This is a genomic window from Candidatus Pelagibacter sp. Uisw_136 (genome assembly GCF_047720275.1).
Taxonomy (GTDB): Bacteria; Pseudomonadota; Alphaproteobacteria; order Pelagibacterales; family Pelagibacteraceae; genus Pelagibacter.
This window is the reverse complement of sequence record NZ_CP159812.1, coordinates 345309-371370: the sequence shown is the minus strand read 5'-3', so window position 1 is coordinate 371370 and position 26062 is coordinate 345309. Positions and strand designations below refer to the sequence as shown.

The window sequence follows — 26062 nt, the reverse complement described above, 5'->3', positions numbered from 1 at the left end:
TATGAGAATAAATAAAATAAAAAAAATGATGACTGAAGGAAAACCTGTAATCAATGGTTGGTTACAAATACCAAGTACTGTTTCAGCAGAAGTAATGGCTCATCAAGGATGGGACTCTCTTACTATCGATATGCAACACGGCTTAGTCGATTACACTAATGCATTACCTATGTTACAGGCTATTTCATCAACAGAAGTAACACCACTTGCCAGAGTAAATTGGAATGAACCTGGTCAAATAATGAAAATTTTAGATGCTGGCTGCTATGGTGTAATTTGTCCAATGGTAAGCAATAAAGAAGAGGCTGAAAAATTTGTGCAAGCTTGTATGTATCCGCCTCATGGATATAGAAGTTTTGGACCAGTTAGAGGTCTAATTTATGGTGGTTCTGATTATGCAAAACATGCAAATACTGAACTGTTAAAGTTTGCAATGATAGAGACTAAAGAGTCATTAGAAAAACTAGATGAGATAATGTCTGTTCCAGGTATTGATGGGATATACATAGGCCCTGCTGATTTGAGTTTAGCTATAGGTGAAGAGCCAGGGTTTGATAAACCAGAAAGTACAAAAGCATACTCAGAAATCTTAAGAATTTTAGAACATGCTAAAAAAAACAAAATCTTTGCAGGTATCCACAATGGTACACCTGAATATGCATTAAAAATGATTGATTTAGGCTTTAACTTTGTAACAATAGGTTCTGATCAAAGAGCAATGAGCGCAGGTTCGAAAAGTATAGTTGAAAAAATGAAGGGCTCTACAAAAGCTGAAGAATCTAAGGCCTATTAATAGTGTCAGATAAAAAAAAAATACTGATAATTCAAAGTATTAATGAGGCGGGTCCAAAATTATTAACAGACCATCCTGATTATGAATTTGAAATAATTGAAGATATTAACGACCCTACCCTAAAAGAAAAAATTACAGACTGTGATGGAGTTTCTTTAAGAACTGCAAAACTTACGGCTGAAATTATAAACCTTGGAAAAAAAATTAAAATTATATCCAGACACGGAGTTGGTTATGATAATATTGATCTTAATACATGCAAAGAAAATGAAATTACAATTGCTATTACTGCTACAGCAAATGCAGTGGCAGTTGCTGAACATGTTTTGTTTATGCTTTTGAGCATCTCTAAAAGAAAGAACATGTACGATGATAGTGTTAAGACTGGTAAATTTAATGAAAGAAATAAACTACCTAAAACTATTGAAATTTGGAGAAAAAATATTTTAATAGCTGGCTTTGGAAGAATAGGTCAATGTTTAATTAAAAGATGTTTGGGTTTTGAAATGAACGTTTTTGTTTATGACCCATTTGTATCTGCAGAAAAAATAGAATCTTTTGGAGGAAAAAAAGTTGATGATTTAAAAGAAGCTGTCAAAACTATGGATGCTATATCATTACACATACCTTTAAATGACGAAACTAAAAACATGATAAACTTAGACTTATTAAAGACAATGAAAAAAAATTGTATAATAATTAATGCTGCTCGTGGTGGTATTATTAATGAAACTGACCTTGATAAGGCTTTAAATGATAAATTAATTTTTGGTGCTGGTCTGGATGTTTTTGAAATAGAGCCACCTGAATTAAATAATCCTTTACTTAAAAATGATAAAGTTTTTTTAAGCCCCCACACAGCTGCATTTACAGAAGAGTGTATGATAAGAATGGGAAAAGAAACAATTCAAAACATTATTGACTTTTTTGATAAAAAATTAGAAAAATCTAAAATAGTTAAAATATAATGAAGTTTAAATTTAAAAATTTTGGTCTACTTGAGCTGATTGTAACTCTTTCAGGGGTTTATGTAATTAGTATGCTTATTTGGACTGCTAGTACAAGATCAGCTGTAGAAGCAAAAGCTAACTTAGTTAGAGATAATCATAATAAGGTAGTTGAGCTAATAAATAATGAAATTAATAAATGTGATAGAGCTGAGGATAATGCTTTAACAATTTGGAACGATCTTTGTAAAGGTGAGTGGATAGCAAGCAAAGTTACATCATATATTAATAAAAACCTGAATATAGAAAACCCATTTTCAGATGATACAGAAGTTAAAACAGACCCAGACCCAAGAATTAAAGCTGAAGGTAAAGCGGGTCAAGCAGTTGAAATGGGTGTTATATTTTTAATGTCATCAAACTTTTCCCCTGATCCTGGATCAGAATGGATAGTCGGAACTTGCTTTAAATCCCCATGTGTAGCAGCTGGAAACAACGAGCTAACTTCAATATATAGATAATTATTTATTAAAACTCGATAGCAGAACTTTTTAGAGTTTTTGTTAGATATTCATAACCTTTTATTGCGTACTCTAAAGGATTAGCTTTGCTAGGATCTTGTTCGGCTTCCACAACCAACCATCTTGAGTAATTTTTTTCTTTTAAAATATCAAAGAGAGGCTTGTAATCTATGCAGCCATCTCCTGGCACAGTAAATGCTCCTTCTAGGAATGCTCCTCTAAAACTTAAATCATTTTTTAAAGAATTTTCTAAAACATTTTTTCTAATATCTTTACAGTGCATATGAATTATTTTTTCACTGAAATTACTTAAAATTTGAGTTGAATTTCCTTGAGCAAATAACATATGGCCAGTATCTAAAGTGAGTTTTACACTTTCATTAGTACTTTCCATTAATCTCTCTGTATCTGCTTGAGTTTCAATAACAGTTCCCATGTGATGGTGATATGCAAGCGGCATACCTTCTCCTTCAAGGTATTTTCCCATCTCAGATATTTTTTCACAAAAAGATTTCCATTCTTCCTCACTCATTTGTGGTCTGGTAGAAAGTTTTCTATTAGGATCACCTTGAATTGATCCTGAAACTTCTGCAAAAACTATGCATGGTGCGTTACAATCTTTAAATAATTTTAACTGTTGTTGAATTAATTCTCGCTCCTCTTTGACAGAATTTTTTCTTAAGTTAGCCCCATACCAACCTGAACAAAGACTTAGTTTATGTTTTTGTAGTTGTGGCAATAATTCTTCTGATGTTTTTGGAAATTTGCCACCTGACTCAATTCCAATAAAGCCAGCCTGGCTAGCTTCAGACAAACACTGTTCTAACGATGTCTCACCTCCAAGTTCAGGCATATCATCGTTACTCCATGCTATTGGTGCTATTCCTAATTTTACTGACATAATTTATTTTTTTGTTAAGATATATTCAATCATGATTAAAAATAAAGATAAAAAATTAAATTTAGGAATTGTAGGAGGTGGAGCAAAATCATGGATTGGACATGTTCATAGAATTGCCTCTAGATTTGATGATCAATACCAAATAGTTGCTGGTGTTTTTTCAAGAGACACTAAGTTATCTATAAAGTTTGGTGTAAGTATTGGAATTTCTAAAGATAGATGTTACTCAAATTTCAAAGAAATGGCAGATAAAGAAAGTAAAAGAAACGATGGGATTAATGTTGTTTCAATAATGACTCCTCCTGCAAGCCATCAAATTATTGCTGAAGCTTTCATTGACAAAAATATTAATATTATCTCAGATAAACCTTTTGCTGGAAACATAGAGCAAGCTAAAAAATTATATAAAAAAATAAAATCAAATAAAAAGATAAAATATGTACTAACTCATAATTACTCAGCTTATCCAATGGTGAGGGAAGCTAAGATGCTTGTAGAAAAAGGTAAAATTGGAAAAATAGAATATGTTAATGTTGAGTATGTTCAAGATTGGTCTGGTGGAAATACCATCACAACAAAAAATATGAAAAAAGAATTGAAGTGGAAAATTGATAAAAATATAGTTGGCACATCTGCAGTTTTAAATGAAATAGGAACTCATGCTTATCATTTAGCAACTTATATTTCTGGGCTAAAAGGAAAATCTATTTTTGCAGATATTAAACAAATATCTAAAAAAATTAAAATGGATGACAATGCTCAAGTGATGATTAACTTTGCTAATGGTGCTAAAGGTATGCTTTGGACAAGTGTAATGGCAAGAGGTGGAGTTTATGGACTTAGAGTTAGAGTGTTTGGAACAAAAGGAAGTCTTGAATGGGTTCAAAATGATCCTGGATACTTAAGGCACAATCCAGCAAAAGGAGCTGTAAGATTGCTTGAAAGAGGCTTTCATAATGCAGAATTTTCAAAAAATTTTTCAAGAATTAAATTTGGTCACCCAGAGGGTTACCTTGATGCTTTTGCAAATATTTATAAAGAATTTGCCTCTTCATTAAAAAATAAAACTAAAAAAAGATATTTTTACCCAAATGAAGATGAGGGATTTGAAACAGCCAAGTTTATCAATGCATGTAAAATTTCATCTAAACAAAAAAAATGGGTAAAAATCTAATAAATATAGCGTTATTTGGTTTGGGTAGAATTGGCCAGATGCATGCAGATAATCTAATTGCTAATCCTAATTTTGATTTAAAGTATATTTTTGATATAGATCTCAAATTATCAAAAAAATTATCTAAAAGATATAACTGTGATGCAATTGAAGCTCCGAGTTTAGCTTTTAAAGATAAAAATATAAAATGTATATTTATTGCAAGCAGTACTGCTACTCATTTAAAATTTATTGAAGAGGGTGTTAAAAATAAGAAAATTATTTTTTGTGAAAAGCCTTTAGATTTAGATTTAAAAAAAATAAATGCTTGTCAAAAAAGAATAAAGAAATTTAACCCCAAGATTCAAATTGGTTTTAATAGAAGGTATGATCCAGGTCATAGCTCTTTAAAGAAAAAATTACTACAAGGAGTGATAGGTAAATTAGAAAAAATAATTATTACCAGTCGAGACCCTGCTCCCCCACCTTTGTCTTATTTAAAAAGTTCGGGAGGTATCTTTAAAGATATGATGATCCATGATTTTGATTTGGCTAGATTTTATGCTGGTTCAGATCAATTTGAATCAGTTTTTGCCACAGGTAGTAATATAAATGATAAAAAATTTGATAAAATAAAAGATTTTGAATTAGCCACATCTGTTATGAAAACTAAAAAAGGCGTGCAGTGTATTATTACTAACTCAAGACATTGTAGTTTTGGATACGATCAAAGAATTGAATTGTTTGGTAGTAAAGGAATGATTATCTCAGACAATAAAAGAGAACTAGAGACAGCTATATACAATGGAAGTGCCACAAATATCAAAACACCTTTAATGCATTTTTTTATTGAAAGATATTCTGATGCATACAAGAAACAATTAGATGATTTAGCAAAAGTATGTAAAAAAAATATTAAACCCACAGCAGATTTTGAAGATGGAAGAAGATCTTTAGTTTTAGCAGAAACTGCTAGCAAATCCTTAAAATCAAAAAAATTTGAAAAAGTTATTTTCTAAAATACCACCTCTAGCATGTTTCAACTATAAGTTGATTGTTAAAAAAAATTTTGTGCGCCTTTGACACTGCATCAATACTTGTGGTAGCGTTCACACTTTATAAACAACAACTATATGGAGAGAGTATAAATGAAAACATTTAAAAACTTTATCTTGGCTATCGCAACATGGGCTTTTATGTCTGTATCTGCGTCTGCTGTAGATGTAATCGTTGTTTCACATGGTCAAGCTAACGATCCTTTTTGGTCTGTAGCTAAAAACGGAGTAGACACTGGTTGTAAAGATATGGGAATATCTTGCAAGTACGTAGCGCCTGCAACTTTTGACATGGTGGAAATGGCTAAACTAATTGATAACGCTGTATCGCAAAAACCAAAAGGAATAGTAATTACTCTTCCTGATGCTGCTGCTTTAGGTAAATCAGTTAAAGCTGCAATCGCTTCTGGTATTCCAGTTATTTCAATGAACTCAGGTTCTGATGATTATGCATCATTAGGTATTTCAGCTCACGTTGGACAAACTGAATTTGAAGCTGGTGTTGGTGGCGGACAAAAAATGAAAGCTGCTGGTGGAAAAAAAGCACTATGTGTTAACCATGAAGTTGGAAACGTTGCACTTGACAGAAGATGTGCTGGTTTCAAAAAAGGTTTTGGTGGTTCTGTTGATATCTTAGGAACTTCTAATGACCCAACTGAAATTCAAAAAGCTGTAGCTGCTAAATTAGGTAATGGATATGACACTATTCTTACTTTAGGTGCAGGTCTTTCTGGTGAAGCTGCTTTGAAAGCTTTAGAAGCTGCTGGAAAAGTTGGTTCTGTAAGACTTGGAACATTTGATATGTCTCCAAACATGTTAAAAGCTGCTGCTGCAGGAAAAGTAGAGTTTTTAATTGACCAACAACAATACCTACAAGGGTATTTGCCAATCGCAATTTTTGGCCAATATATCAGATATGGAACAATGCCATCTGGTGTGGTTATGACTGGACCTGGTTTTGTAACTCCTGATAATGCTGCTAAAGTAATTAAATGGGCAGCTCAAGGTTATAGATAATAATTAATTTAAAGGCCTGGCTAATTTATTAGTCAGGCTTTTTTTTTAAACAAAATTTAAATATATGTCTCAAAAAGAAAAAAGTATTTCTTCAAAAACAGATTTTAATCAAGATGAGAGACTTCAAAAAGTTTCTAAATTAAGACTTTTATTAAATAGACCTGAATTAGGTGCATTAGGTGGTGCAATTCTTGTATTCATATTTTTTGGAATAGTCGCTGGAGATTCTGGAATGTTTAGTGCATATGGAACTTTGAACTTCTTAGATGTGTCTGCAAATTTAGGAATAATTGCAATAGCAGCTGCAATGCTAATGATTGGTGGAGAGTTTGATCTTTCGATTGGATCCATGATTGGCTTTGCTGGAATTTGTATTGCTATTCCTGCAATTTACTGGGGTTGGCCTCTATGGATGAGTATTATTTTTGCTTTCTCAATGGCTATACTAGTTGGATATTTTAATGGCTTACTAGTTGTAAAAACAGGTTTACCTTCATTTATTGTTACACTTGCAATGCTGTTCATTTTAAGAGGAGCGACTTTAGCAATTACAAGATTAATAACAGGAAGAACTCAAGTCCCAGGCTTAAGTGTATTAATTGAGAATGATCCTATCGCTTGGATTTTTGCAACAGACACGTTTAAGTGGCTGTTCACATGGATGGGTTCTATGAACTTTATTGCAATGAGAACTGACGGCTTACCACTTGCATCTGGAATTCCAATTTCTGTAATTTGGTTTATAGCGCTTACGTTTCTTGCTACTTGGATATTGATGAAAACAAGATATGGAAACTGGATATTTGCTTCTGGTGGAGATAAAAATGGAGCAACAAATGTTGGTGTGCCAGTAGGAAAAGTAAAAATTGGCTTATTTATTGGAACAGCTGTTGCCTCAACAATTTTTGCTTGTATTCAAGTTTTAGATGCAGGCTCAGCAGATACAATGAGGGGTAATTTAAAGGAGCTAGAAGCTATAGCGGCAGCCGTTGTTGGGGGTTGTTTATTAACTGGTGGTTATGGTTCTGCAATTGGTGCAGCTTTAGGAGCTATTATTTTTGGAACAGTATCAATGGGAATATTTTATACAGATGTTGATACAGATTGGTTCAAGGTTTTTCTTGGTGCAATGATGTTAATAGCTGTTGTATTTAATAATTATATTAGAAAAAAAGTTACTGAGAGCAAATAATGTCAGAATATTTAATTCAATTTAATAATATTAGTAAATTTTTTGGAAAAGTAATTGCATTAAAGGATGTCACTATGCAATTAAAGAAAGGTGAAATTATGTGCCTACTTGGTGATAATGGAGCTGGTAAATCAACTTTAATTAAAACTTTAGCAGGTGTTCACAAACCCGATGAAGGTGAAATAATTTTTGAAGGTAATAAAACTACTTTTGATTCACCTAAAGATGCATTGGATATTGGCATAGGTACTGTTTATCAAGATTTGGCGTTAGTATCACTGATGAGTGTAACTAGAAATTTTTTCATGGGAAGAGAACCTCAAAAAGGAATACACCCATTTAAAACATTTGATATTGAAAAAGCTAACAAAATAGCAGCAGAAAGAATGGGACAAATAGGAATTGATGTAAGAGACCCTTCTCAAGCTGTTGGTACTATGTCTGGAGGAGAAAGACAATGTTTAGCAATATCAAGAGCAATTTACTTTGGAGCAAAAGTGTTAGTGTTAGATGAGCCTACATCTGCTTTAGGTGTTCATCAAGCTTCTATGGTTTTAAAATATATAGTTAAAGCTGCTGCAAATGGATTGGCAGTGATTCTAATTACCCATAATGTTCACCATGCTTATCCTGTTGGAAATAGTTTTACAGTTTTAAATAGAGGAAAAAGCTTAGGAACTTTTCAAAAAAAAAATATTAGTAGAGAAGAATTGTTAAGTATGATGGCTGGTGGAGAAGAGCTTGATAAACTAGAGGTTGAACTTAAAGAAATGGATCGTCTCAATACCTAATTAAATAAACATTTTTTTAAAAAAGATTAATTTCAAAAATTTATAAATTATGTTTTAATATTAAAATTAATAAAGGAGAAACTTATGAAAAAATATATTGTAATGGGCAATTATACAGCAAAGGCCTTCCAAGGTTTTATGAAGAACCCTAAGCAAGATAGATCAACTGCTGTAAAAGCATTAACTGAAGCAGTAGGTGGAACTTTTGAATCTTTTTATATTACGAGAGGTCCTTATGATTTTGTTGCAGTCACTTCAGGAGACATGCCTTATGAAAATTTTGCTGGTATAAAATTAGCTGTTGAAGCTAGTGGAACAGTAGAAAATATGGTTATCCTTGAAGAGATGGATATGAGCAAAACAGCTGAGCTTGCCGCTAAGGCTATGGCTGGCTACAAACCTGCTGGTTAATTATTTGTGTCAACTTCCAGTTCAAAAAGCTGGAAGTTAGCTAGTATCAAATAAAGTTGGAAACATTTTACCAGATAAATCATCACCATTTTTATAACCATTATTTTCCATAATAGCTCTTTCTTCTCTAGCCCAATTTCCTCTATAAATAATTTTAGAGTTTTCTTTTGCCATTCTTAATGTGTATCTATGAACATCTTTTTTAGGTGTAACAGTATTTAATCCTCCGTGTAGTGTTCTAATATCAAAATAAATACAGTCACCAACTTCCAGATCCCATTGTAAAAATTCATAATCATCTTTATTTTCTAATATGTTAGGAGTTAATTCATATTTTTTTCCATTTACAACTCCAGCCTTGCCATCAACTTCATGGCCATCATTAAATCTTGTTCTTAAAAATAGTTTGTCCCATAAATGGGATCCTTTAACCCAAGCTATACCATCTTCTTTTTTAACCGATTCAAGTGGTATCCATAAAACACACATAGATCCTTCAAAATCGAAATATGAAATATCATGATGAAATGGTGGTGATGACTTCGACCCTGCTTCCCTGAAAAACCAATTATCCATCACTAAATTAATCTTTTGTGCTTCTAAAAGTTCTGCTGCAATTTTGGGAGTTGGTGAATTAAATACAAAATCTTTGAATTCTTCATGTAAATCCCAGGTCCAAAAATCCTCATAATATCCAGGTAGTTTTTGATTTTTTGTGTGATTTACAAATCTTGGACTAGGACTTTCTTTACCTTTTTTAATTCCTTTTTTTAACTTTTCAATCCATGCGTTATCAAATTTGCCTTTAATCAAGACTGCACCATCTTTTTTAAATAGATCGACTTCTGCCTTGGTAATAATTTTGCTCATATATTATTATTATAATATAATGTAATAAAAATAAGATGAAAACATTAAGTGATACTTTTGGAAGAAAATTTCCCTACATAAGATTATCAATTACAGATGTATGTAATTACAGTTGTGCCTATTGTTTGCCACAAGGTTATAAAAAAACACCCGGAGATATGAGAAGTTTTATGTCTGCAGAAGAAATATCCAGATTAACAAAAGCGTTATCTGAATTAGGTGTTTGTAAAATTAGATTAACTGGTGGAGAACCAACAGTTAGAAAAGACTTTTTTGATATCCTTAAAGATATGAAACAAAATTCTAATATTCCTAAAGTAACAATGACAACTAATGGTTATCGTTTGGATAAAATTGCAGAGCAATTATGTGAGGCTGGTTTAGATGGAATAAATATTAGTATTGATAGTTTAAATAGAGAAACTTTTAAAAAATTAACAGGTCATGACAGACTTGATGAAATTTTAGAAGGCATAAGGACTTTACAAAAATTAAATTTTAAAAATATAAAAATTAATGCCGTTTTACTTAAAGGTATTAATGATACCCATGATGAGTTTAAAAAATTTGGAAATTTCATAAAAGATAACAATATTGATTTTAGATTTATAGAATTGATGCAAACAGGTGATAATTTAGAGTATTTTAAGAAAAATCATGTTTCCTCTAAAATATTCAAAGATTTTTTAGAAAAAAATAACTGGGTCCCCCAAACCTATGGGAAAGATGCAGGTCCTTCATTAAATTTTATACATCCAGAATTTAAAGGGAAATTTGGATTAATCGCTCCCTACACTAAAGATTTTTGTCAAACATGTAACAGATTGAGAGTTACCTCTAGAGGTGATTTAAGATTATGTTTATTTGGTAATACTGGAATTAGTATTAGGCATTTATTGCAAGATGATGCTCAAAAAAATGAGCTTGTAGATCTAATAATTAAACAATTACACCTTAAAAAAGAGTCACATTATTTAGAGCTTGGAGATACTGGAATTACTCCAAATTTATCAAGTACTGGAGGATAAATGGAAAGCTTAAAGGTGATAAATGAAGAAAAATTAAAAGATTGGGCTAAGGAAATTTTTAAAAAGAACTCATTTAACATGATTGATGTTTCGTCAAAAAAAGAAACATTTAGAAGAGCGTTAGCTTCTGGTAAAATTTATGTAGGAAAAGAAGTTTTTGAACTAATTAAAAATAAAGAAATGCCAAAAGGTGATCCAATCACTCTAGCTGAGGTATCAGCTGTCTTGGGTGTTAAAAAAACCAGTGAATTGATTCCACTATGCCACCCACTTCCAATAGATCATACGGCAACTAAAATTATCATGCATGATGAGGACGCTTCATTAGAAGTTTTTTGTGTTGTGTCTGCTGTTGCAAAAACTGGTGTAGAAATGGAAGCTATTATGGGTGTTAATACAGCACTAATAACTATTTATGATCTAAGTAAAATTGTAAATCCACATCTTAGAATTGATAATGTTAAGCTACTGATTAAAGAAGGTGGAAAAAGTGGTTTATGGACTAATCCTGATGGCTTACCAGAATTTTTAAAAGATATCTTTTAGTTTATTGTGTCTGTTTTTCTAAAATCACAAAAGATAATTAAAGAATGGGTTGATTATAATAATCATCTCAATATGGCTTATTATATTTTAATATTTGATCAAGCTCTTGAGGTAATGCTTGAAAAATTTAAAATGGGTGCTGACTCAGCTAAAAATGAAAAGAGGAGCACAATGGTAGTTGAAACCAATACTAAGTATATTAGTGAAATAAAACAAGAAGATGAAGTAGATATCATGCTTACCTTTTTTGATCATGATAAAAAAAGACTACATTTAAAACTTGAAATGATTGAAAAAAAAACAAAAAAAATTTCAGCCTCCATAGAGTGGCTTTCATTATACATTAACCTAGAAACTAGAAAGGTTACAGAGTTTGAAAATGAGAAGATAGAAATAATGGATCATTTTATTGATCAAAATAAAGATAATTTTAATAACGAAGATTTAAAATTTTTATCTAAAATTAAAAAATGAAAATTAAACTTGAACTTTTTGGTGCGAGTAGAGATTTTAGTAACAAAGATCACTTAGAGTTTAATATTAAAGGACAGCTTGAAATTAAAGATTTTAGGAAAGAAATAATTAATTATTTAGATAAAAACTTTAAGGGTAATGAAAGTTTTATTAAAATTGTAAAAAATTCTGTTTTTTGCTCAGAAGATAATAATATTATCAATGATGACTTTAAAATTTTAAAAGATCAAAAAATTGGGATTATACCTCCAATAGGTGGTGGTTGATGCTACATACAAAAATAATAGATATCAAAAAAAACAAAATAAAAACTTCTGTAGCAGAAGCATTTATAAAATCTTCCTCATATGGTGCATCCATTATTTTTAATGGTACAGTTAGAAATATTAATGAAAATAAAGAAGTTGTTGGAATAACTTATGATAGTCATGACGAATTAGTATTAAAAAGCTTTGATGAAATTTATAAAGAAACCACTGTAAAACTAAAAATTATTGATAAAGCAGTATTTATAGAACATATTAAAGGTTATGTAGGACTAGGTGAAACTAGTATTATTATTGCAGTTGCCTGTAAACATAGAGATGAAACTTATGTATTATCTAGATATATTATTGAAGAAATTAAAAAAAGATCTCCTATATGGAAAAAAGAACATTATAAAAATGAACAAAGTGAGTGGCTAAAAGGTAATCCTATTAAAAATGAAAAAATATAAACATTCAGAAATAACACCTGAACAAATATACAATAAAAGAAGAAAGTTTATTAAATCTATTGGCTTAGGTGTAGGTTCATTATCCTTAAGTAGTATACCGTTTTTAAACAATGCTTATTCACAAAATAAAAATGAGCTAACTTCATATAAGGATATCACTACTTATAATAACTATTATGAGTTTGGGACTGGAAAAGGTGATCCTTTCAAAAATTCACAAGAATTTGTTAGTAAACCTTGGAGTGTTACTATTGAAGGTGAAGTAGACAATCCAATTACACTTTCAGCTGAAGAAATAATTTCTTTGTTTCCTTCTGAAGAAAGAATTTACAAGCTTAGGTGTGTTGAGGGTTGGTCTATGGTTATTCCTTGGATGGGATTTTCTCTAAGTAAATTACTTAGCAAAGTATCTATCAAAAATACTGCTAAATTTGTTGAATTTGAAAGTGTTTATGACCCTGAACAGATGAAAGGCCAGAGATATCCAGTTTTAAATTGGCCTTACAGAGAAGGATTAAGAATTGACGAGGCTATGCATCCTATAACAACAGTCGTTACTGGCCTTTATGGAAAGGCATTGCCCAATCAGAATGGAGCTCCATTAAGAATTTTTGTTCCTTGGAAGTATGGTTTTAAAAGTGCAAAAGCAATTGTTAAAATAAAATTAGTTGAAAATATACCCACATCATCTTGGATGAGATCATCCCCAAGAGAATATGGGTTTTACTCAAATGTTAATCCAAATGTTTCACATCCAAGATGGTCACAAGCAACAGAACGTATCATAGGTGAAGGTATTTTATCTCCTAGAATTGAAACTGAAATGTTTAATGGGTATGGTGATGAAGTTGCAAATTTATATTCAGGTATGGATTTAAAGAAAAACTTTTAAGTACATAAAATTTTTTTATAAAATATGCAAAAATATATAAAAATACCAATTTTTTTTTTATCTTTACTGCCAATATTAATTATTTTTTATCAAATTATCTTTAACCAGTTAGGTCCAGAACCTGTAAAAGAAATTACACATGTAACTGGTAATTGGACACTTCGTTTTATTATAATCACACTTGCAATGACTCCTTTACAAAAGTTTACTAAATTAAATTTCTGGATTAGCTATAGAAGAATGTTTGGCTTGTTTGTATTTTTTTATGCATCAGCGCATATGATGACTTATGTGGGAATAGATTATCGCTTTGATTGGTCTAGTATTAGTGATGATATTATTAAAAAAAAATTTATATTTGCTGGATTTTTAGCTTGGCTTTTATTAGTACCACTTGCTCTTACTTCATCTAAAAGAATGATAAGGTTGTTAAGAGATAAGTGGAAAAAACTACACAAGCTTATTTATATAATTTCTTTATTGGGAATTATTCACTACTTATGGTTAGTTAAAGTAGTTACAGTTGAACCCTTAGTCTATCTTATTATTATTGTAATTTTACTTACGCTAAGAGTTAAAATGAAATTTAATTAATTAATTAATTTTTTTTCAGGAACACAAATCTCTGATCTTGTTAAAAATCTTCTGCCAGTTCCATTATCAAGTGAAAACATTCCACCCATTCCTTTAATGCAATCAATAATTAAATCTGTATTTTTCCATGCTTCATGTTGGGTTTCGCTTATATAAAAAGGAACACCTCCAATTTTACCAATTAAAACATCATCATCGCTTATAAGAAATTCTTTAACTGGATAACACATCGGGGCACTACCATCACAACATCCACCAGATTGATGAAAAAGCAATTCTTTACCATGATCTTTCTTTAGATCTTCAATTAATTCTAACGCTAATGGTGTTGCTGAAACTTTCATAGTTTTATGGCCTGTATTAAACTACAGGCCACTATAATATACCTGTTAAAAGAAGCCTAATTTTTTCTCACTGTATGACACGTGTAAGTTTTTCACCTGTCTATAATGATCAAGCATCATTTTATGTGTTTCTCTACCAATTCCAGATTGTTTATAACCTCCAAAAGCAGCATGAGCTGGATAAGCATGGTAGCAGTTAGTCCAAACTCTTCCTGCTTGGATCCCTCTTCCCATTCTATAAGCAATATTTCCATTTCTAGTCCAAACACCTGCTCCTAAACCATAAAGAGTATCATTTGCAATTTCTAATGCATGCGCTTCATCTTTAAATTTAGTAACTGATACAACTGGACCAAAAATTTCTTCTTGGAAAACTCTCATAGAGTTATCACCTTCAAAAATAGTAGGTTGGATATAATTACCTTTTTCCAAACCACTGTTTAAGTTAGCAACTTCACCTCCACATAGAACTTTAGCACCCTCTTTCTTACCTAAATCTAAGTAAGATTTTATTTTCTCCATTTGCTCTAATGATACTTGAGCACCTATCATGGTTTCCATTTTTAATGGGTTATCTTGTGTTACAGCTTTTGTTCTAGCGATAGCTCTTTCCATAAATTTATCATAGATAGATTCTTGAATCAAAGCTCTACTAGGACAAGTACAAACTTCTCCCTGATTAAGAGCAAACATTGTAAAACCCTCTAGACATTTATCAAAGAATTCATCATCTTGATCCATGACATCTTCAAAGAAAACATTTGGAGATTTTCCACCTAATTCTAAAGTTATTGGAATTAAGTTTTGAGCAGCATACTGCATAATCAAACGTCCAGTTGTTGTCTCACCCGTAAAAGCAATCTTTCTGATTCTTTTAGATGAAGCTAATGGCTTACCCGCTTCAAGACCAAAACCACTGACAACATTAAGAACTCCTGGAGGTAATAGATCTCCAATTAATTCCATTAATAGTAAGATTGATGCTGGTGTTTGTTCAGCTGGTTTTAAAACTACACAGTTTCCTGCAGCAAGAGCTGGTGCAAGTTTCCATGTTGCCATTAATAACGGGAAGTTCCAAGGTATAATTTGTGCAACAACACCAAGTGGCTCAGGTATATGATAAGAATATTCACTGTTACTTATCTCTGAAACAGAACCTTCTTCTGCTCTTATTGCTCCAGCAAAATATCTCCAATGATCAACAACTAATGGTAAATCAGCTGCCATACATTCTCTGATTGGCTTTCCATTATCTAGACATTCAGCAGTAGCTAAAAGCTCAAGGTTTTTTTCAATAACATCAGCTATTTTAAGCAGAATGTTAGATCTTTCAGTTATTGATGTAATTCCCCAAGTAGGAAAAGCAGCATGTGCAGCATCCAAAGCAGCTTCAACATCTTTTGCATCTGATCTTGGAACAGAACATATAACTTCATTATTGATTGGACTTACGTTGTCAAAATATTTTCCCGATTTTGGTTCAACGAATTTTCCTCCTATAAAATTTCCATATTTTTCTTTAAATGGAAATTTAACTTTTAAGTGAGACGTATCTAGTAACGGAGATCGTCCACCTTTTACTGTTTCTGTGCTCATTTTTATCCTCTCTCTCTTATTATTATTCTTTAGCTTATTTTTATTTGATGGCTTACGTAACTTCTTTTTGGTCACACCCTTTTTCTTTTTAACTTTTTTAATATTTTTAGGTGATCGTTTGACCAAGTTTTTCTTAATTTTTTTTTTGGCTTTACGTTTAGACTTTTTGGCTGTTTTTTTCTTTTTAGTAGCCATTTAATATTTAAACAAAATTTAATATTAAGGTCTATGTATTATATTATTAAATTTCTACTCAAGATTGAATAAAACCCTACATCTTGTGCTTAATTGAAATGTGTCTAATAATTTAACCATGAATGAAAATACAAAAAAAGAATTACAGTCTTCTACTTTTGAGAGATTACTTAAGCATTTAGATGAAAGAAAAGATGTTCAAAATATAGATATCATGAACCTTGCTGGTTTTTGTAGAAACTGTTTATCAAAATGGTATCGAGAAGAAGCAGAGAAAAAAGGTATTGAAATTTCAGACCTTGATGCACGTGAGCATGTGTATGGTATGCCTTATTCAGAGTGGAAGGAAAAATATCAAAAATAATTATTTTTCTTTAAGTCTTGGAAATAGTTCTACAAAATTACAAGGTTTGTGATTTATATCTAACTGATGTTTTAAAATTCCATCCCAAGCATCTGTAACACCACCTGAAGAACCTGGTAGAGCAAACACATATTTACCATTAGCTAGCACAGCACAAGCTCTAGATTGAATAGCAGAAGTGCCAACCGTTTTTAAACTAATTGTTCTAAACACCTCTCCAAAACCTGGAATATGTTTGTCAGCAATCTCATTCACTGCCTCTGGTGTTATATCACGACCTGTAAGTCCTGTTCCACCTGTTGTAATTACAACATCTATTTCAGATTGATTAATCCAATCTTTAAGGATTATAATAATGTCTTCTTTGTTATCTTTACAAATTTTTCTATCTATTAATTTATGTTTAGCCTCCTCTATTTTTTTTACTAAGATCGCACCTGACTTATCATTCTCAAAAGTTCTAGTGTCCGTAACAGTTAAAAGTGCTATATTTACAATCATAAATTTAAAATAATTACTGTGATTATATTATCATTTTTATTTCTTCTAACAGCAACTTTATACTCAAGTGTTGGATTTGGGGGTGGCTCTACTTATCTAGCTCTTCTATTAATCTGGGATGTTCCTTACTTAATCTTTCCTGTAATTGCTCTATTTTGTAATATTATTGTCGTTTCGGGAAATTGTATTAACTATATTAAAGCTGGGAATATCAATCTTAAGATACTTACCCCATACTTAATATCATCTGTTCCACTTGCATTCTTAGGTGGATCATTATCAGTAGATAAAGAAGTTTTTGAAATTTTACTTTTTTTCGTCTTGACACTAGCAGGAGCTCTACTTCTTCTGAAATTTCAATCTTTTGATCAAAAAATTGAAGTTTATAAAAAGATACCAATAATATTATCATTATTGATTGGTGCATCTATTGGATTTGTATCTGGTGTGGTTGGTATTGGTGGTGGTATATTTTTAAGTCCAATACTATTATTGGTCAGAGTTGATAGCGCTAAGAACATTGCAACAGCAGCATCTCTTTTTATATTAATCAATTCTATGTCAGGACTTGCTGGTCAATTCACAAAATCTTCTGTAATAAATGAAATTTATAGCTATTGGCCATTATTTATTTTAGTTTTATTGGGAGGTCAATTAGGAAACTATTTAAATCTTAAAATTTTTCCTTCAAGAATGTTGGCTTTAGTAACATCGGCACTTGTCATATTTGTCGCTATTCGAATGGGACTGAAGTTGTTTGCATAACACAAGTATTAAATTATTATAGATAAAATATGAAAACATTTAGAGCTTTTGGACCAACTATAGGAAAAACAAAGTTATCCAAAAAAATTATTAATGTATTAAATAATCACATTGATAAGTCTCAATTATCTAAAAAAAATGATTATAGCTCTAAACTAGCAAGTCAAATTAAGAATGAAATCAAGATACCTAAAACATTAGTTAGTAAGAGTTTGTCTAAAGAATTAATAAAGAATATCAAAATTTATCTTGATAAGTCTGAAGTAAAAAAAATTAAAGAAATTAAAATAATTAATCTATGGGTAGTTAGACAATTAAAAAATGAATATAATCCCATCCATTATCATGAGGGACAATTGTCAGGAGTTGGCTATCTTAGAATCCCAAAAGACATGAATCAAAATAAACTTGTTAAAAATAAAAAGTTTAAAACTAATGGAACTATTGATTTTATTAATGGGCAAACACACTTTTTGAGTAAAAGTATCTATAATTTAAACCCAAAACTAGGGGATCTATTGATTTTTCCAAATTATTTGATGCACACTGCTTATCCTTTTAATGTTGATGGCGAGAGAAGATCTTTCTCTTTTAATGTTAAAATATTATTCAAGAAGTGATTTACTAATCAGTTTATTAGTTATATAATAAGTCTAACCGATTTGATCCATATTGCAGGTACTAACTGCTAAAAAGGAAATCATAAAATAAATTGGTAAAGGTAGTTGGACTATATTGTGCACCTGGCATAAAGCTAAAGCACTAAAAAAGTAAGGAGCAAAGATGGATATAAATTTTTTCAAAGAAACAAGAGTTCTAGATGGTGGAATGGGTCAAGAGTTATTAGCGAGAGGTGTAGAAGCAAATGGTACTCTCTGGAGTGCTAATGCATTATTGCAGGAAAAATATCATCAGCTTTTGCTTGATACACACTTAGATTTTATAAATTCAGGTGCTGAAATTATTGTAACAACAACATTTACCACAAGAAGAATGAGATTAAGGGATAATGGTGTTGAAGATAAATTTGAGTATTTAAATACTAAAGCTGGTGAAATAGCTAAAAAAGCAAAAGATTTAAATCCACATATTTTAGTTGCTGGAGGATTGCCTCCTCAATATTTAACCTATGAAGCAGACACAAGATCTGATCATGAAATTAAAGAAAATTTCTATGATCAGGCAAAATTACTTGATCCTTTTATAGATTTTTTTTATTTTGATGTATTAAGCAGTGTAAGAGAATTTAAATTAGCAATTGAAGCAATAGAAAGCTTTAACAAACCTTATCTTATTGGGGCTCATATCTCAGAGGGTGTAAAATTGCCAAGTGGTGAAAATATTTCTAAAATTATCACAACTATAGATCACAAAAATTTACTTGGGATAATACTTTCTTGTGTATCACCAGAAAATTATGAAAAAAATCTTAACGAAATAAAAAGTTTAGGTGTTCCCTTTGGTTTTAAACTCAATGGATTTATCACAACAAAACCTACAGCTGGTTACACAAATACTTTTAATAAAAGTAAAACAGGAAACCCAAATGAATTTCTGGGTCACAGAGAAGATCTAGTGCCAGAAAAGATGGCTTTATTTGTAAAGAAATTTAAAGAAGCTGGGGCCACTATTTTAGGAGGCTGCTGTGAAACCAGACCATCACACATTAAGGAGATGGCTAAACTTAAGTAATTTTTTTATTTCCTGCTTTTTTTACAAAATAAAGTCCAACTAGAACTGCTAACAATGAAGTTAAAACTTTATCAGTAATTAATTCATCTAAAAATATATAACTTAATATAATTCCAAAAATAGGTATTAAATAAGAAACTTGAGACTGAAATATTAGTCCATTGTTCTTTAAAATTCTAAATCTAAGAAGCCATGCTAAACCTGTTGATACAAGACCAAGATAAACTACAGAAATACTTGACACTATTGAGGGTGTAGTTTCCCAAGGTTTTTCTATAAAAGAAACTAAGGGTATCAAAATTATTATAGCCCAAATTAATATAGATCCTGTCACATTTTCATTTTTTTTATTACTGATTTTAAGAGTTAAAACACCACCTATGACATAACAAGTTGATCCAAGTAAAATCATTAATGCAGAGAAAAAATTATTATCATTAATTAAAAAATTGTCTGAAAATAAATAAACTATTCCTGAAAAACCAATTAATATTCCAAATGTTTTAATAAAGTCAAATTTTTCATTTTTAGTAAAAAAATGTCCTAATACAGTTGAGCTTAATGGTGTAGTTGACATTAATATTGCTGCTAAATTACTTTGAACCGATTTTACACCGTAGGCAATTAAAAAAAAAGGTAGTACCAAATTTACAAATCCAATTAAAGCAAACCAATACCAATCTTTTGAAAAAGCTTCTATTTTAATTTTTTTATAAAAACATAATAATAGTACTGGAATTGATCCAAAAAAAACTCTTAAGAAAGCAATTGTAATAGGACCAAAGGATTCTGTTGCAATTTTTATATTAAAAAAAGCCGAAGCCCATATTAAAGATAAAATTACTAATAAGGTGTAATCAATTAATTTAGGCTGTCTCATTCAATTATATCTTCAATTTTCCCATTTGTAATTTTTTGAATATCTTTAAAATTAATCTTAAAAACGCAGTTTGGATGTCCCGCTGCAGCAAACAGTTCATTAAACCTTTCTAAAGATTTATCTATAAAAATTTCTAGCTTATTTAGATGACCTACTGGTGAAACACCACCAATCGTATAGCCAGTTTGAGTTTTAACTTCTTCTGGAGAAGCCATAGAAATATCTTTTATATTCTTAATTTTTTTTAATTTATTTAATGAGCATCTCTTGTCACCTGCCACTAAACACAAGATAAAATTATCCCCAGTTTTAAATAATAAGCTCTTAACAATTGCACCCACATCACAACCTAAAGCTATTGCTGCATCTTTTGCTGTTCTGGCTGAATTCTCAAGTACGATAACTTCCAAAGATTGGTCAAAACCTTTAAGAAATTTTTCCACTCTTTTAACTGGTTCTTTGTCTAATAAGCTCATATTTCAACTAACAATTGATTGCTAATTTAGCAAATAATGATGTAATTCATATGTAAAAAACGCATAGGTGATATTTATTAATCAAGCAATATTATTTTAAAAAGATTTGTTAATAATGAGCTACAAAATTTAAAAAGGGAGAAACTATGACTGCTAGTAATGTATTAAAATTTATTAAAGATAAAGAAGTTGAATTTATTGATTTAAGATTTACTGACCCTAGAGGAAAACTTCAGCATTTAACTATGGACCATACGATTGTTGACGAAGAAATGCTTAATGAGGGTGTATTTTTTGACGGTTCATCCATAGCTGGGTGGAAGGCTATCAACGAATCAGACATGATTTTAAAACCTGATACATCAAGACTTGTTATGGATCCTTTTACTTCTCATAATACTTTAATACTTTTTTGTGACATTTTAGATGCTGTAAAAAAATCTCCTTACGAAAGAGACCCAAGAGGAACAGCGAAAAAAGCAGAAGAGTATTTAAAAAAATCTGGAATTGGTGACAAAGCATTTTTTGGTCCAGAACCCGAATTTTTTGTTTTTGATGATGTTAGAATTAATAACGATCCAAATAATACTGGTTTTATAATAGACAGCAAAGAAGGTCCTTATAATTCTGGAACCATATATGCCAATGGAAACATGGGTCACAGACCTCCAGTTAAAGGTGGATATTTCCCAGTACCTCCAGTTGATAGCGAACAAGATATGAGAGGTGAATATTTAAAAAGTTTAAAAGAAGTAGGTGTTAAAGTTGAAAAACATCACCATGAAGTTGCTCCAAGTCAACATGAGCTAGGTATGGTTTTTGGAACTTTAGTTGAAACAGCAGATAATGTTCAGCTTTATAAATATGTAGTTCAAATGGTTTCTCATTCGTTCGGAAAAACAGCAACGTTTATGCCTAAACCTGTTGCTGGTGACAATGGTTCTGGAATGCATATTCATCAATCAATTTGGAAAAATGATAAGCCCGTTTTTTCTGGTGAAGCTTATGCCGGATTATCAGAGATAGCATTACATTATATTGGTGGTATTTTAAAACATGCAAAAGCTATTAATGCTTTTTCAAACTCTACAACAAATAGTTATAAAAGATTAATACCAGGATTTGAAGCACCTGTACTGTTAGCTTACTCTGCAAGAAATAGATCTGCATCTTGTAGGATACCGATTAGTTTAAATAAAAATGGTGCAAGATGTGAGATAAGATTTCCTGATGCCTCAGGAAACCCTTACTTAACTTTTGCCGCCATGCTTATGGCTGGTTTAGATGGAATTAAAAATAAAATACACCCTGGTGAGTCTTTTGATAAAGATCTTTATGATTTACCCCCTGAAGAAGTTAAAAATATTCCAACTGTTTGTGGTTCATTAAGAGAAGCAATGGAAAGTTTAGATAAGGATAGAGATTTTTTAACTGAAGGTGGTGTATTTACTGACGATCAAATTGATGCTTACATTGCATTAAAATTTGAAGAGATACATAAATTTGAACATGCACCTCATCCTGTAGAATTTGAGATGTATTACAGTAGCTAAGACTAATTACTGTCTAGTTGTTGCGATTGTATCTTTGTTAATTCCTTTTTTAACTACATAATCCTGTGTGCCGTTAGCACCAGTGTTTACTTCTTTTCGAAGTGTCTTAAAGAAAGTTCTTTCTTTCAATGACTTTTCTAAAGATTTAACAAGATTTTTAAATTCGAATTTATTCATGTCTATTTAATACACTAGATATGTGATATTTGCAATACTGATATGCGTATTTGTTATATTAGACTTTAAATGATTCACCACACCCACAACGCTCGGATTCATTGGGGTTATTGAATACAAAGGAGGATGAAAATTCTTCTTTTTTATAGTCCATTTCAGTGCCTAGTAAATACATAACAGCGGCAGCATCCACAAAAACTTTAACACCTTTGTCCTCAATTATTTCATCTGATGGATTAATTTCTTTTGCATATTCCATTACATAAGACATGCCAGCACAACCACCAGATTTAACTGCAACTCTGACACCAATTGAGCTTGATTCAATTCCAGACATAATTTCTTTAATACGACTTGCAGCATTGTCACTTAATTTAATTATAGGGTTCATTATAAATTTAACTCCAATTTAGCAGATTCTGACATCATTGATTTTTCCCAAGGTGGTTCAAAAACTAAATCTAGATCAACTTCTTCAATGCCTTTTACTTGCATTGCGCTATCTTTAACCTCCTGAGGTAAACTTTCAGCGACAGGACAATTGGGTGAAGTTAAAGTCATTATAATTTTAGCTTTATCCTCTTTTACCTTAACATCATAAATTAAACCTAATTCATAAATATTAACCGGTATCTCAGGATCATAAATTTTTCTAATTTCAGCTATAACTTGTTCTCTTAAATCCATAATTTTATCTAGTTTTCAGTATTGATCTCTTCTTGAGTTTTGTCAATTGCAGAAATTAAAGTGTGCCATGATAATGTTGCACATTTTACTCTCATTGGATATTGTTTTACTCCAGATAAGCACATTAACTTAGTTTTTTCATCTTCCTGTAAATTTTTTGATTTTAATTCAGGGTTTTCTTTAATCATACCCAAAAAATCATTTACAATTTCTTTGACTTGAGCTTCTTCTTTTCCCTTCATTAAATCAGTCATGATTGATGCTGATGCCATTGAAATTGCACAGCCACTTCCCTCAAATGAAACATCTTGTACTTTTTTGTCTTCATCCAATTTTAGAAATATATGAACATTATCACCACATAAAGGGTTATTACCTTTTGCATCTTTGTTAAAATTTTCTGTCTTTCTTAGATTGCGTGGATTTTTTCCATGTTCTAAAATAATTTCTTGATAAAGTTCTTTAATATTCATTATAAATTAAAAATTTTTTTACAGTTATTTATTGAGTTATTAAGTTGGTCTAGATCTTCTTTTGTATTATAAACACCTAAAGAAGCACGTGCGCTTGCTGAAATTCCTAATTTATCATGTAAGATTTGACAGCAATGATGTCCAGCTCTTATAGCAACACCATCTTCATCTAATATAGTGGCTATGTCGTGTGGATGTACGCCTTCAATTGTAAAAGATAAAACTGCAGCTCTATTTTTAGGATTGCCTATTAATTTAACAGAATTGTTTCTTTTTAAGATTTCTTGTCCATATTCAATTAATTCTTGTTCATGTTTGATCATACTTTCTATTCCAACTTTTTCTAGAAACTTTATAGATTGATCAAAGGCAATAACTTGTGCTGTTGCCATTGTTCCTGCTTCATACTTGTTTGGTAAATCACCATAAGTAATACTGTCTTTTTTAACGTCATTAATCATACCGCCACCACCTTGATAAGGAGGTAATTGTTCTAACCATTTTTTTTTTGCATAAAGCACTCCAAGACCAGTTGGTCCATACATTTTATGACATGAAATAGCATAAAAATCACAGTCAATATCTTGCATATCTAACTTTAAATGTGGTGCACCCTGACAACCATCAACTAAAACTGCGATACCTTTTGAGTGAGCTAATTCTGTTATTTCTTTAACTGGCAAAACAGCTCCAGTCACATTAGATAAATGAGTAATAGCAATTAATTTTGTTTTTAAATTTATTTTTTTTTCAATACTTTCGAGTGTAATTTCACCATCATCATTAATTTCTGCAAATTCAATCTTAATCCCTTTTGATTGTCTTAAAAAGTGCCATGGCACATAATTAGAGTGGTGTTCAAGTTCAGTTATAAGAATTTCGTCTCCTTGTTCTAAATATTTTTGGCCAAAAGTATTAGCCACAAGATTAATTGCTTCAGTGGCACCTTTAGTAAATACAATTTCATTTTTATCTTTAGCATTAATATATTTTTGAACAGAAGATCGTGTATTTTCATAAAGATTAGTTGCTGCCACAGCTAAGTAATGAACACTTCTGCCTGTATTTGAAAATTCATTAGTATAAAATTCGTTTACTCTATCAATTACTGATTGTGGTTTTTGAGATGAGTTAGCACTATCAAGATAAACAAGATCATTATTATGAATCTTGTTGCTAAATATTGGAAATTCTTTTTTTATGTCTGATATACTCATTCTGTGATTCCTATCATATTTTTAATTAGATCTTTAATTTCTATATCTGTAATTTTTTCTACTGCATCAAGTAAAAATCCTTTAATTAATAATTCTTTTGATTGCTGGTTACTCAAACCACGAGACATCAAGTAAAATATTGCATCTTCATCTAAATTTCCAGATGTTGCTCCATGAGAACATTTTACATCATCGGCATAGATCTCAAGTTCTGGTTTTCCATCAAATTCAGTATTCTCACTTAATAATAGAGCTTTACTAAGTTGATACCCATTTGTTTTTTGGGCTTTTGAGTCTACATAAATTTTACCTTGATAAATACCTTTTGCATTTTCATTTAAAACACTTTTAATTAATTGATAGCTTTTTGTATTTTCAGCTAGATGATTAATATTAGTTTTGATTTCATGATGTTGTGAGTTTGTTAAATTTATTATTCCATTAATAAATGCTGAGCTGTACTCATCATTTAAATTACAATTAATTTCATTTTTTATAAATTTAGACCCAGTCGAAAAAATAAAGTTTTCTGAAATACTATTTTTTTCTAAATTAATATTATTATAAGAGTATTTAATATTAGAATTTTTTTTATGATCAATCTTATAATTTTTAAGAATAGCATCTTGTGCAATATCAAAATTTTGAGCTATATTTATAAAATTATTTTCAGAACTATCATCAAACAAATCTATTAGTTTCAAACTACTATTTTTTTCGAGAACAATGTCTGTTTTCAAATTGAGCGCTGTTGATTTAAGTTCTTTGGTTGTAATATTGTATATAATTAATGGCTCATTCATTGAATAGTTCTCTTTAACCGTTACTCTGATATAACTTGCAATGAGAGCATTGTTCAATGAAACCAATGAATTAACTTCTTTAGAATTTTCATTTTGGTTTAAATCTCTTGTTATCAAAACTTTAGTGTCATCTTCAGAGCTAAAATCAACTTTTGAAATTACTCCATTAAGAAAAATTATCTTATTGTGTGCAAATTTATCAATAAAGATAGCTTCATCAATCTCACTTGTTTCAAAGTCAGTATGGAAGCGTAAATTTTCAATATTAGAAGAAATTATCTGATTCAAATCTGAAAATTTCCAATCTTCCACTCTTTTATTTGGAAAACCATTCTCTACAAATTGATTAAGGTTTTCTTTTCTAGAATTTATACTTTTCTCTGAAAGTTTTAAACTTTCTATGACTTTATTAAAATCTACTTTTAGTTGTTCCATA

Annotated in this window: 34 protein-coding genes and 1 riboswitch; of the genes, 21 read left to right on the top strand and 13 right to left on the bottom strand. The window is 30.6% G+C overall.

Going from position 1 to position 26062, the window contains the following annotated elements; all coding sequences use genetic code 11:
* Window position 1: 1 nt before the first annotated feature.
* Genes ABXT53_RS01905 through ABXT53_RS01895 form a run of 3 tightly spaced genes read left to right on the top strand, consistent with a single transcriptional unit; the run spans window position 2 to window position 2261 of the window.
* A complete protein-coding gene (locus ABXT53_RS01905) occupies window positions 2-793 on the top strand; it encodes an HpcH/HpaI aldolase family protein (RefSeq protein WP_415290979.1) in 792 nt (263 codons plus the stop codon).
* Between the two features lie 2 nt (window positions 794-795).
* Window positions 796-1761 carry a hydroxyacid dehydrogenase gene (locus tag ABXT53_RS01900; RefSeq protein ID WP_415290978.1) on the top strand — a complete coding sequence of 322 codons (966 nt, stop codon included), beginning with the start codon at window positions 796-798 and terminating at the stop codon, window positions 1759-1761.
* On the top strand, window positions 1761-2261 hold the full coding sequence (locus ABXT53_RS01895) for a hypothetical protein (RefSeq protein WP_415290977.1): 501 nt from the start codon (window positions 1761-1763) through the stop codon (window positions 2259-2261). The genes ABXT53_RS01900 and ABXT53_RS01895 overlap by 1 nt, the downstream gene beginning before the upstream one ends.
* 7 nt (window positions 2262-2268) lie before the next feature.
* Here ABXT53_RS01895 and iolE read toward each other — a convergent pair whose 3' ends face one another.
* Complete coding sequence (gene iolE / locus ABXT53_RS01890) at window positions 2269-3162, bottom strand: myo-inosose-2 dehydratase (RefSeq protein WP_415290976.1); 894 nt, start codon at window positions 3160-3162, stop codon at window positions 2269-2271.
* 31 nt (window positions 3163-3193) lie between these two features.
* On the opposite strand from iolE, the gene ABXT53_RS01885 reads away from it, so the two are divergent.
* From ABXT53_RS01885 to ABXT53_RS01860, 6 genes are all read left to right on the top strand, one after another.
* A complete protein-coding gene (locus ABXT53_RS01885; RefSeq protein ID WP_415290975.1) occupies window positions 3194-4336 on the top strand; it encodes a Gfo/Idh/MocA family protein in 1143 nt (380 codons plus the stop codon).
* A complete protein-coding gene (iolG, locus tag ABXT53_RS01880) occupies window positions 4321-5334 on the top strand; it encodes an inositol 2-dehydrogenase (protein ID WP_415290974.1) in 1014 nt (337 codons plus the stop codon). The genes ABXT53_RS01885 and iolG overlap by 16 nt, the downstream gene beginning before the upstream one ends.
* Window positions 5335-5463: 129 nt before the next feature.
* A complete protein-coding gene (locus ABXT53_RS01875) occupies window positions 5464-6387 on the top strand; it encodes a substrate-binding domain-containing protein (protein ID WP_415290973.1) in 924 nt (307 codons plus the stop codon).
* A gap of 64 nt (window positions 6388-6451) precedes the next feature.
* Window positions 6452-7579: an ABC transporter permease gene (locus tag ABXT53_RS01870; protein WP_415290972.1), complete on the top strand. Its 1128-nt coding sequence runs from the start codon at window positions 6452-6454 to the stop codon at window positions 7577-7579.
* A complete protein-coding gene (locus ABXT53_RS01865; RefSeq protein ID WP_415290971.1) occupies window positions 7579-8370 on the top strand; it encodes an ATP-binding cassette domain-containing protein in 792 nt (263 codons plus the stop codon). The genes ABXT53_RS01870 and ABXT53_RS01865 overlap by 1 nt, the downstream gene beginning before the upstream one ends.
* An 84-nt stretch (window positions 8371-8454) precedes the next feature.
* Complete coding sequence (locus ABXT53_RS01860; RefSeq protein WP_415290970.1) at window positions 8455-8781, top strand: GYD domain-containing protein; 327 nt, start codon at window positions 8455-8457, stop codon at window positions 8779-8781.
* Window positions 8782-8817: 36 nt separating this feature from the next.
* Here ABXT53_RS01860 and ABXT53_RS01855 read toward each other — a convergent pair whose 3' ends face one another.
* A complete protein-coding gene (locus ABXT53_RS01855) occupies window positions 8818-9651 on the bottom strand; it encodes a phytanoyl-CoA dioxygenase family protein (RefSeq protein WP_415290969.1) in 834 nt (277 codons plus the stop codon).
* A 35-nt stretch (window positions 9652-9686) separates the two neighbouring features.
* Here ABXT53_RS01855 and moaA point away from each other — a divergent pair, with 35 nt between their 5' ends.
* Genes moaA through ABXT53_RS01820 form a run of 7 tightly spaced genes read left to right on the top strand, consistent with a single transcriptional unit; the run spans window position 9687 to window position 13903 of the window.
* Complete coding sequence (gene moaA, locus ABXT53_RS01850) at window positions 9687-10679, top strand: GTP 3',8-cyclase MoaA (RefSeq protein WP_415290968.1); 993 nt, start codon at window positions 9687-9689, stop codon at window positions 10677-10679.
* Window positions 10680-11225: a cyclic pyranopterin monophosphate synthase MoaC gene (moaC, locus tag ABXT53_RS01845; protein WP_415290967.1), complete on the top strand. Its 546-nt coding sequence runs from the start codon at window positions 10680-10682 to the stop codon at window positions 11223-11225.
* A gap of 6 nt (window positions 11226-11231) precedes the next feature.
* Complete coding sequence (locus ABXT53_RS01840; protein ID WP_415290966.1) at window positions 11232-11699, top strand: thioesterase family protein; 468 nt, start codon at window positions 11232-11234, stop codon at window positions 11697-11699.
* Complete coding sequence (locus tag ABXT53_RS01835; protein ID WP_271520684.1) at window positions 11696-11965, top strand: molybdopterin biosynthesis protein MoeD; 270 nt, start codon at window positions 11696-11698, stop codon at window positions 11963-11965. The genes ABXT53_RS01840 and ABXT53_RS01835 overlap by 4 nt, the downstream gene beginning before the upstream one ends.
* The gene (locus tag ABXT53_RS01830) at window positions 11965-12417 is read left to right on the top strand and encodes a molybdopterin synthase catalytic subunit (protein ID WP_415290965.1); all 453 of its coding nucleotides are present in this window, start codon (window positions 11965-11967) and stop codon (window positions 12415-12417) included. The genes ABXT53_RS01835 and ABXT53_RS01830 overlap by 1 nt, the downstream gene beginning before the upstream one ends.
* Window positions 12404-13309: a protein-methionine-sulfoxide reductase catalytic subunit MsrP gene (msrP, locus tag ABXT53_RS01825; RefSeq protein WP_415290964.1), complete on the top strand. Its 906-nt coding sequence runs from the start codon at window positions 12404-12406 to the stop codon at window positions 13307-13309. Before ABXT53_RS01830 ends, msrP begins: the two co-directional genes overlap by 14 nt.
* Window positions 13310-13333: 24 nt before the next feature.
* A complete protein-coding gene (locus tag ABXT53_RS01820; protein WP_415290963.1) occupies window positions 13334-13903 on the top strand; it encodes a sulfite oxidase heme-binding subunit YedZ in 570 nt (189 codons plus the stop codon).
* Here the strand turns inward: ABXT53_RS01820 and ABXT53_RS01815 are convergent.
* The gene (locus ABXT53_RS01815; protein ID WP_168606501.1) at window positions 13900-14247 is read right to left on the bottom strand and encodes a DUF779 domain-containing protein; all 348 of its coding nucleotides are present in this window, start codon (window positions 14245-14247) and stop codon (window positions 13900-13902) included. The genes ABXT53_RS01820 and ABXT53_RS01815 overlap by 4 nt on opposite strands.
* Window positions 14248-14292: 45 nt before the next feature.
* Window positions 14293-15843, bottom strand: a complete 1551-nt coding sequence (locus tag ABXT53_RS01810; RefSeq protein ID WP_415291300.1) for an aldehyde dehydrogenase family protein — start codon at window positions 15841-15843, stop codon at window positions 14293-14295.
* Between the two features lie 313 nt (window positions 15844-16156).
* On the opposite strand from ABXT53_RS01810, the gene ABXT53_RS01805 reads away from it, so the two are divergent.
* Window positions 16157-16402, top strand: a complete 246-nt coding sequence (locus ABXT53_RS01805) for a DUF1244 domain-containing protein (RefSeq protein ID WP_415290962.1) — start codon at window positions 16157-16159, stop codon at window positions 16400-16402.
* On the opposite strand, the gene ABXT53_RS01800 is transcribed toward ABXT53_RS01805, so the two are convergent.
* Entirely contained in the window at window positions 16403-16903 is a 501-nt protein-coding gene (locus tag ABXT53_RS01800; protein ID WP_415290961.1) for a molybdenum cofactor synthesis domain-containing protein, read from the bottom strand.
* A gap of 18 nt (window positions 16904-16921) precedes the next feature.
* Here ABXT53_RS01800 and ABXT53_RS01795 point away from each other — a divergent pair, with 18 nt between their 5' ends.
* The 3 genes from ABXT53_RS01795 to ABXT53_RS01785 all read left to right on the top strand — a co-directional run bounded on the left by ABXT53_RS01795 (window position 16922) and on the right by ABXT53_RS01785 (window position 19360).
* Entirely contained in the window at window positions 16922-17668 is a 747-nt protein-coding gene (locus ABXT53_RS01795) for a sulfite exporter TauE/SafE family protein (protein WP_415290960.1), read from the top strand.
* 29 nt (window positions 17669-17697) lie between these two features.
* A complete protein-coding gene (locus ABXT53_RS01790; protein ID WP_415290959.1) occupies window positions 17698-18288 on the top strand; it encodes a 2OG-Fe(II) oxygenase family protein in 591 nt (196 codons plus the stop codon).
* A gap of 90 nt (window positions 18289-18378) precedes the next feature.
* Window positions 18379-18442: riboswitch (SAM riboswitch) on the top strand.
* 9 nt (window positions 18443-18451) lie between these two features.
* Complete coding sequence (locus ABXT53_RS01785; RefSeq protein ID WP_415290958.1) at window positions 18452-19360, top strand: homocysteine S-methyltransferase family protein; 909 nt, start codon at window positions 18452-18454, stop codon at window positions 19358-19360.
* Here ABXT53_RS01785 and ABXT53_RS01780 read toward each other — a convergent pair.
* Together ABXT53_RS01780 and ABXT53_RS01775 are read right to left on the bottom strand one after the other, a co-directional pair.
* On the bottom strand, window positions 19353-20240 hold the full coding sequence (locus ABXT53_RS01780; protein WP_415290957.1) for a DMT family transporter: 888 nt from the start codon (window positions 20238-20240) through the stop codon (window positions 19353-19355). The genes ABXT53_RS01785 and ABXT53_RS01780 overlap by 8 nt on opposite strands.
* Window positions 20237-20716, bottom strand: coding sequence for a YbaK/EbsC family protein (locus ABXT53_RS01775; RefSeq protein ID WP_415290956.1), 480 nt, complete (start codon window positions 20714-20716; stop codon window positions 20237-20239). Before ABXT53_RS01775 ends, ABXT53_RS01780 begins: the two co-directional genes overlap by 4 nt.
* A gap of 146 nt (window positions 20717-20862) precedes the next feature.
* Between ABXT53_RS01775 and glnA the strand changes: the two genes are divergently transcribed.
* Complete coding sequence (gene glnA, locus ABXT53_RS01770) at window positions 20863-22269, top strand: type I glutamate--ammonia ligase (protein WP_415290955.1); 1407 nt, start codon at window positions 20863-20865, stop codon at window positions 22267-22269.
* Between the two features lie 6 nt (window positions 22270-22275).
* Here glnA and ABXT53_RS01765 read toward each other — a convergent pair whose 3' ends face one another.
* From ABXT53_RS01765 to sufD, 6 genes are read right to left on the bottom strand one after another with little or no spacing between them, the layout of a single operon-like run.
* Window positions 22276-22446 carry a hypothetical protein gene (locus ABXT53_RS01765; protein WP_006997167.1) on the bottom strand — a complete coding sequence of 57 codons (171 nt, stop codon included), beginning with the start codon at window positions 22444-22446 and terminating at the stop codon, window positions 22276-22278.
* Between the two features lie 58 nt (window positions 22447-22504).
* On the bottom strand, window positions 22505-22837 hold the full coding sequence (locus ABXT53_RS01760) for a HesB/IscA family protein (protein ID WP_415290954.1): 333 nt from the start codon (window positions 22835-22837) through the stop codon (window positions 22505-22507).
* Entirely contained in the window at window positions 22837-23133 is a 297-nt protein-coding gene (locus tag ABXT53_RS01755; RefSeq protein ID WP_415290953.1) for an iron-sulfur cluster assembly protein, read from the bottom strand. The genes ABXT53_RS01760 and ABXT53_RS01755 overlap by 1 nt, the downstream gene beginning before the upstream one ends.
* Window positions 23134-23141: 8 nt before the next feature.
* Window positions 23142-23606, bottom strand: a complete 465-nt coding sequence (gene sufU / locus ABXT53_RS01750; RefSeq protein ID WP_271492521.1) for a Fe-S cluster assembly sulfur transfer protein SufU — start codon at window positions 23604-23606, stop codon at window positions 23142-23144.
* The gene (locus tag ABXT53_RS01745; protein WP_415290952.1) at window positions 23606-24823 is read right to left on the bottom strand and encodes an aminotransferase class V-fold PLP-dependent enzyme; all 1218 of its coding nucleotides are present in this window, start codon (window positions 24821-24823) and stop codon (window positions 23606-23608) included. The genes sufU and ABXT53_RS01745 overlap by 1 nt, the downstream gene beginning before the upstream one ends.
* On the bottom strand, window positions 24820-26061 hold the full coding sequence (sufD, locus tag ABXT53_RS01740; RefSeq protein WP_415290951.1) for a Fe-S cluster assembly protein SufD: 1242 nt from the start codon (window positions 26059-26061) through the stop codon (window positions 24820-24822). The genes ABXT53_RS01745 and sufD overlap by 4 nt, the downstream gene beginning before the upstream one ends.
* Window position 26062: the final 1 nt, after the last annotated feature.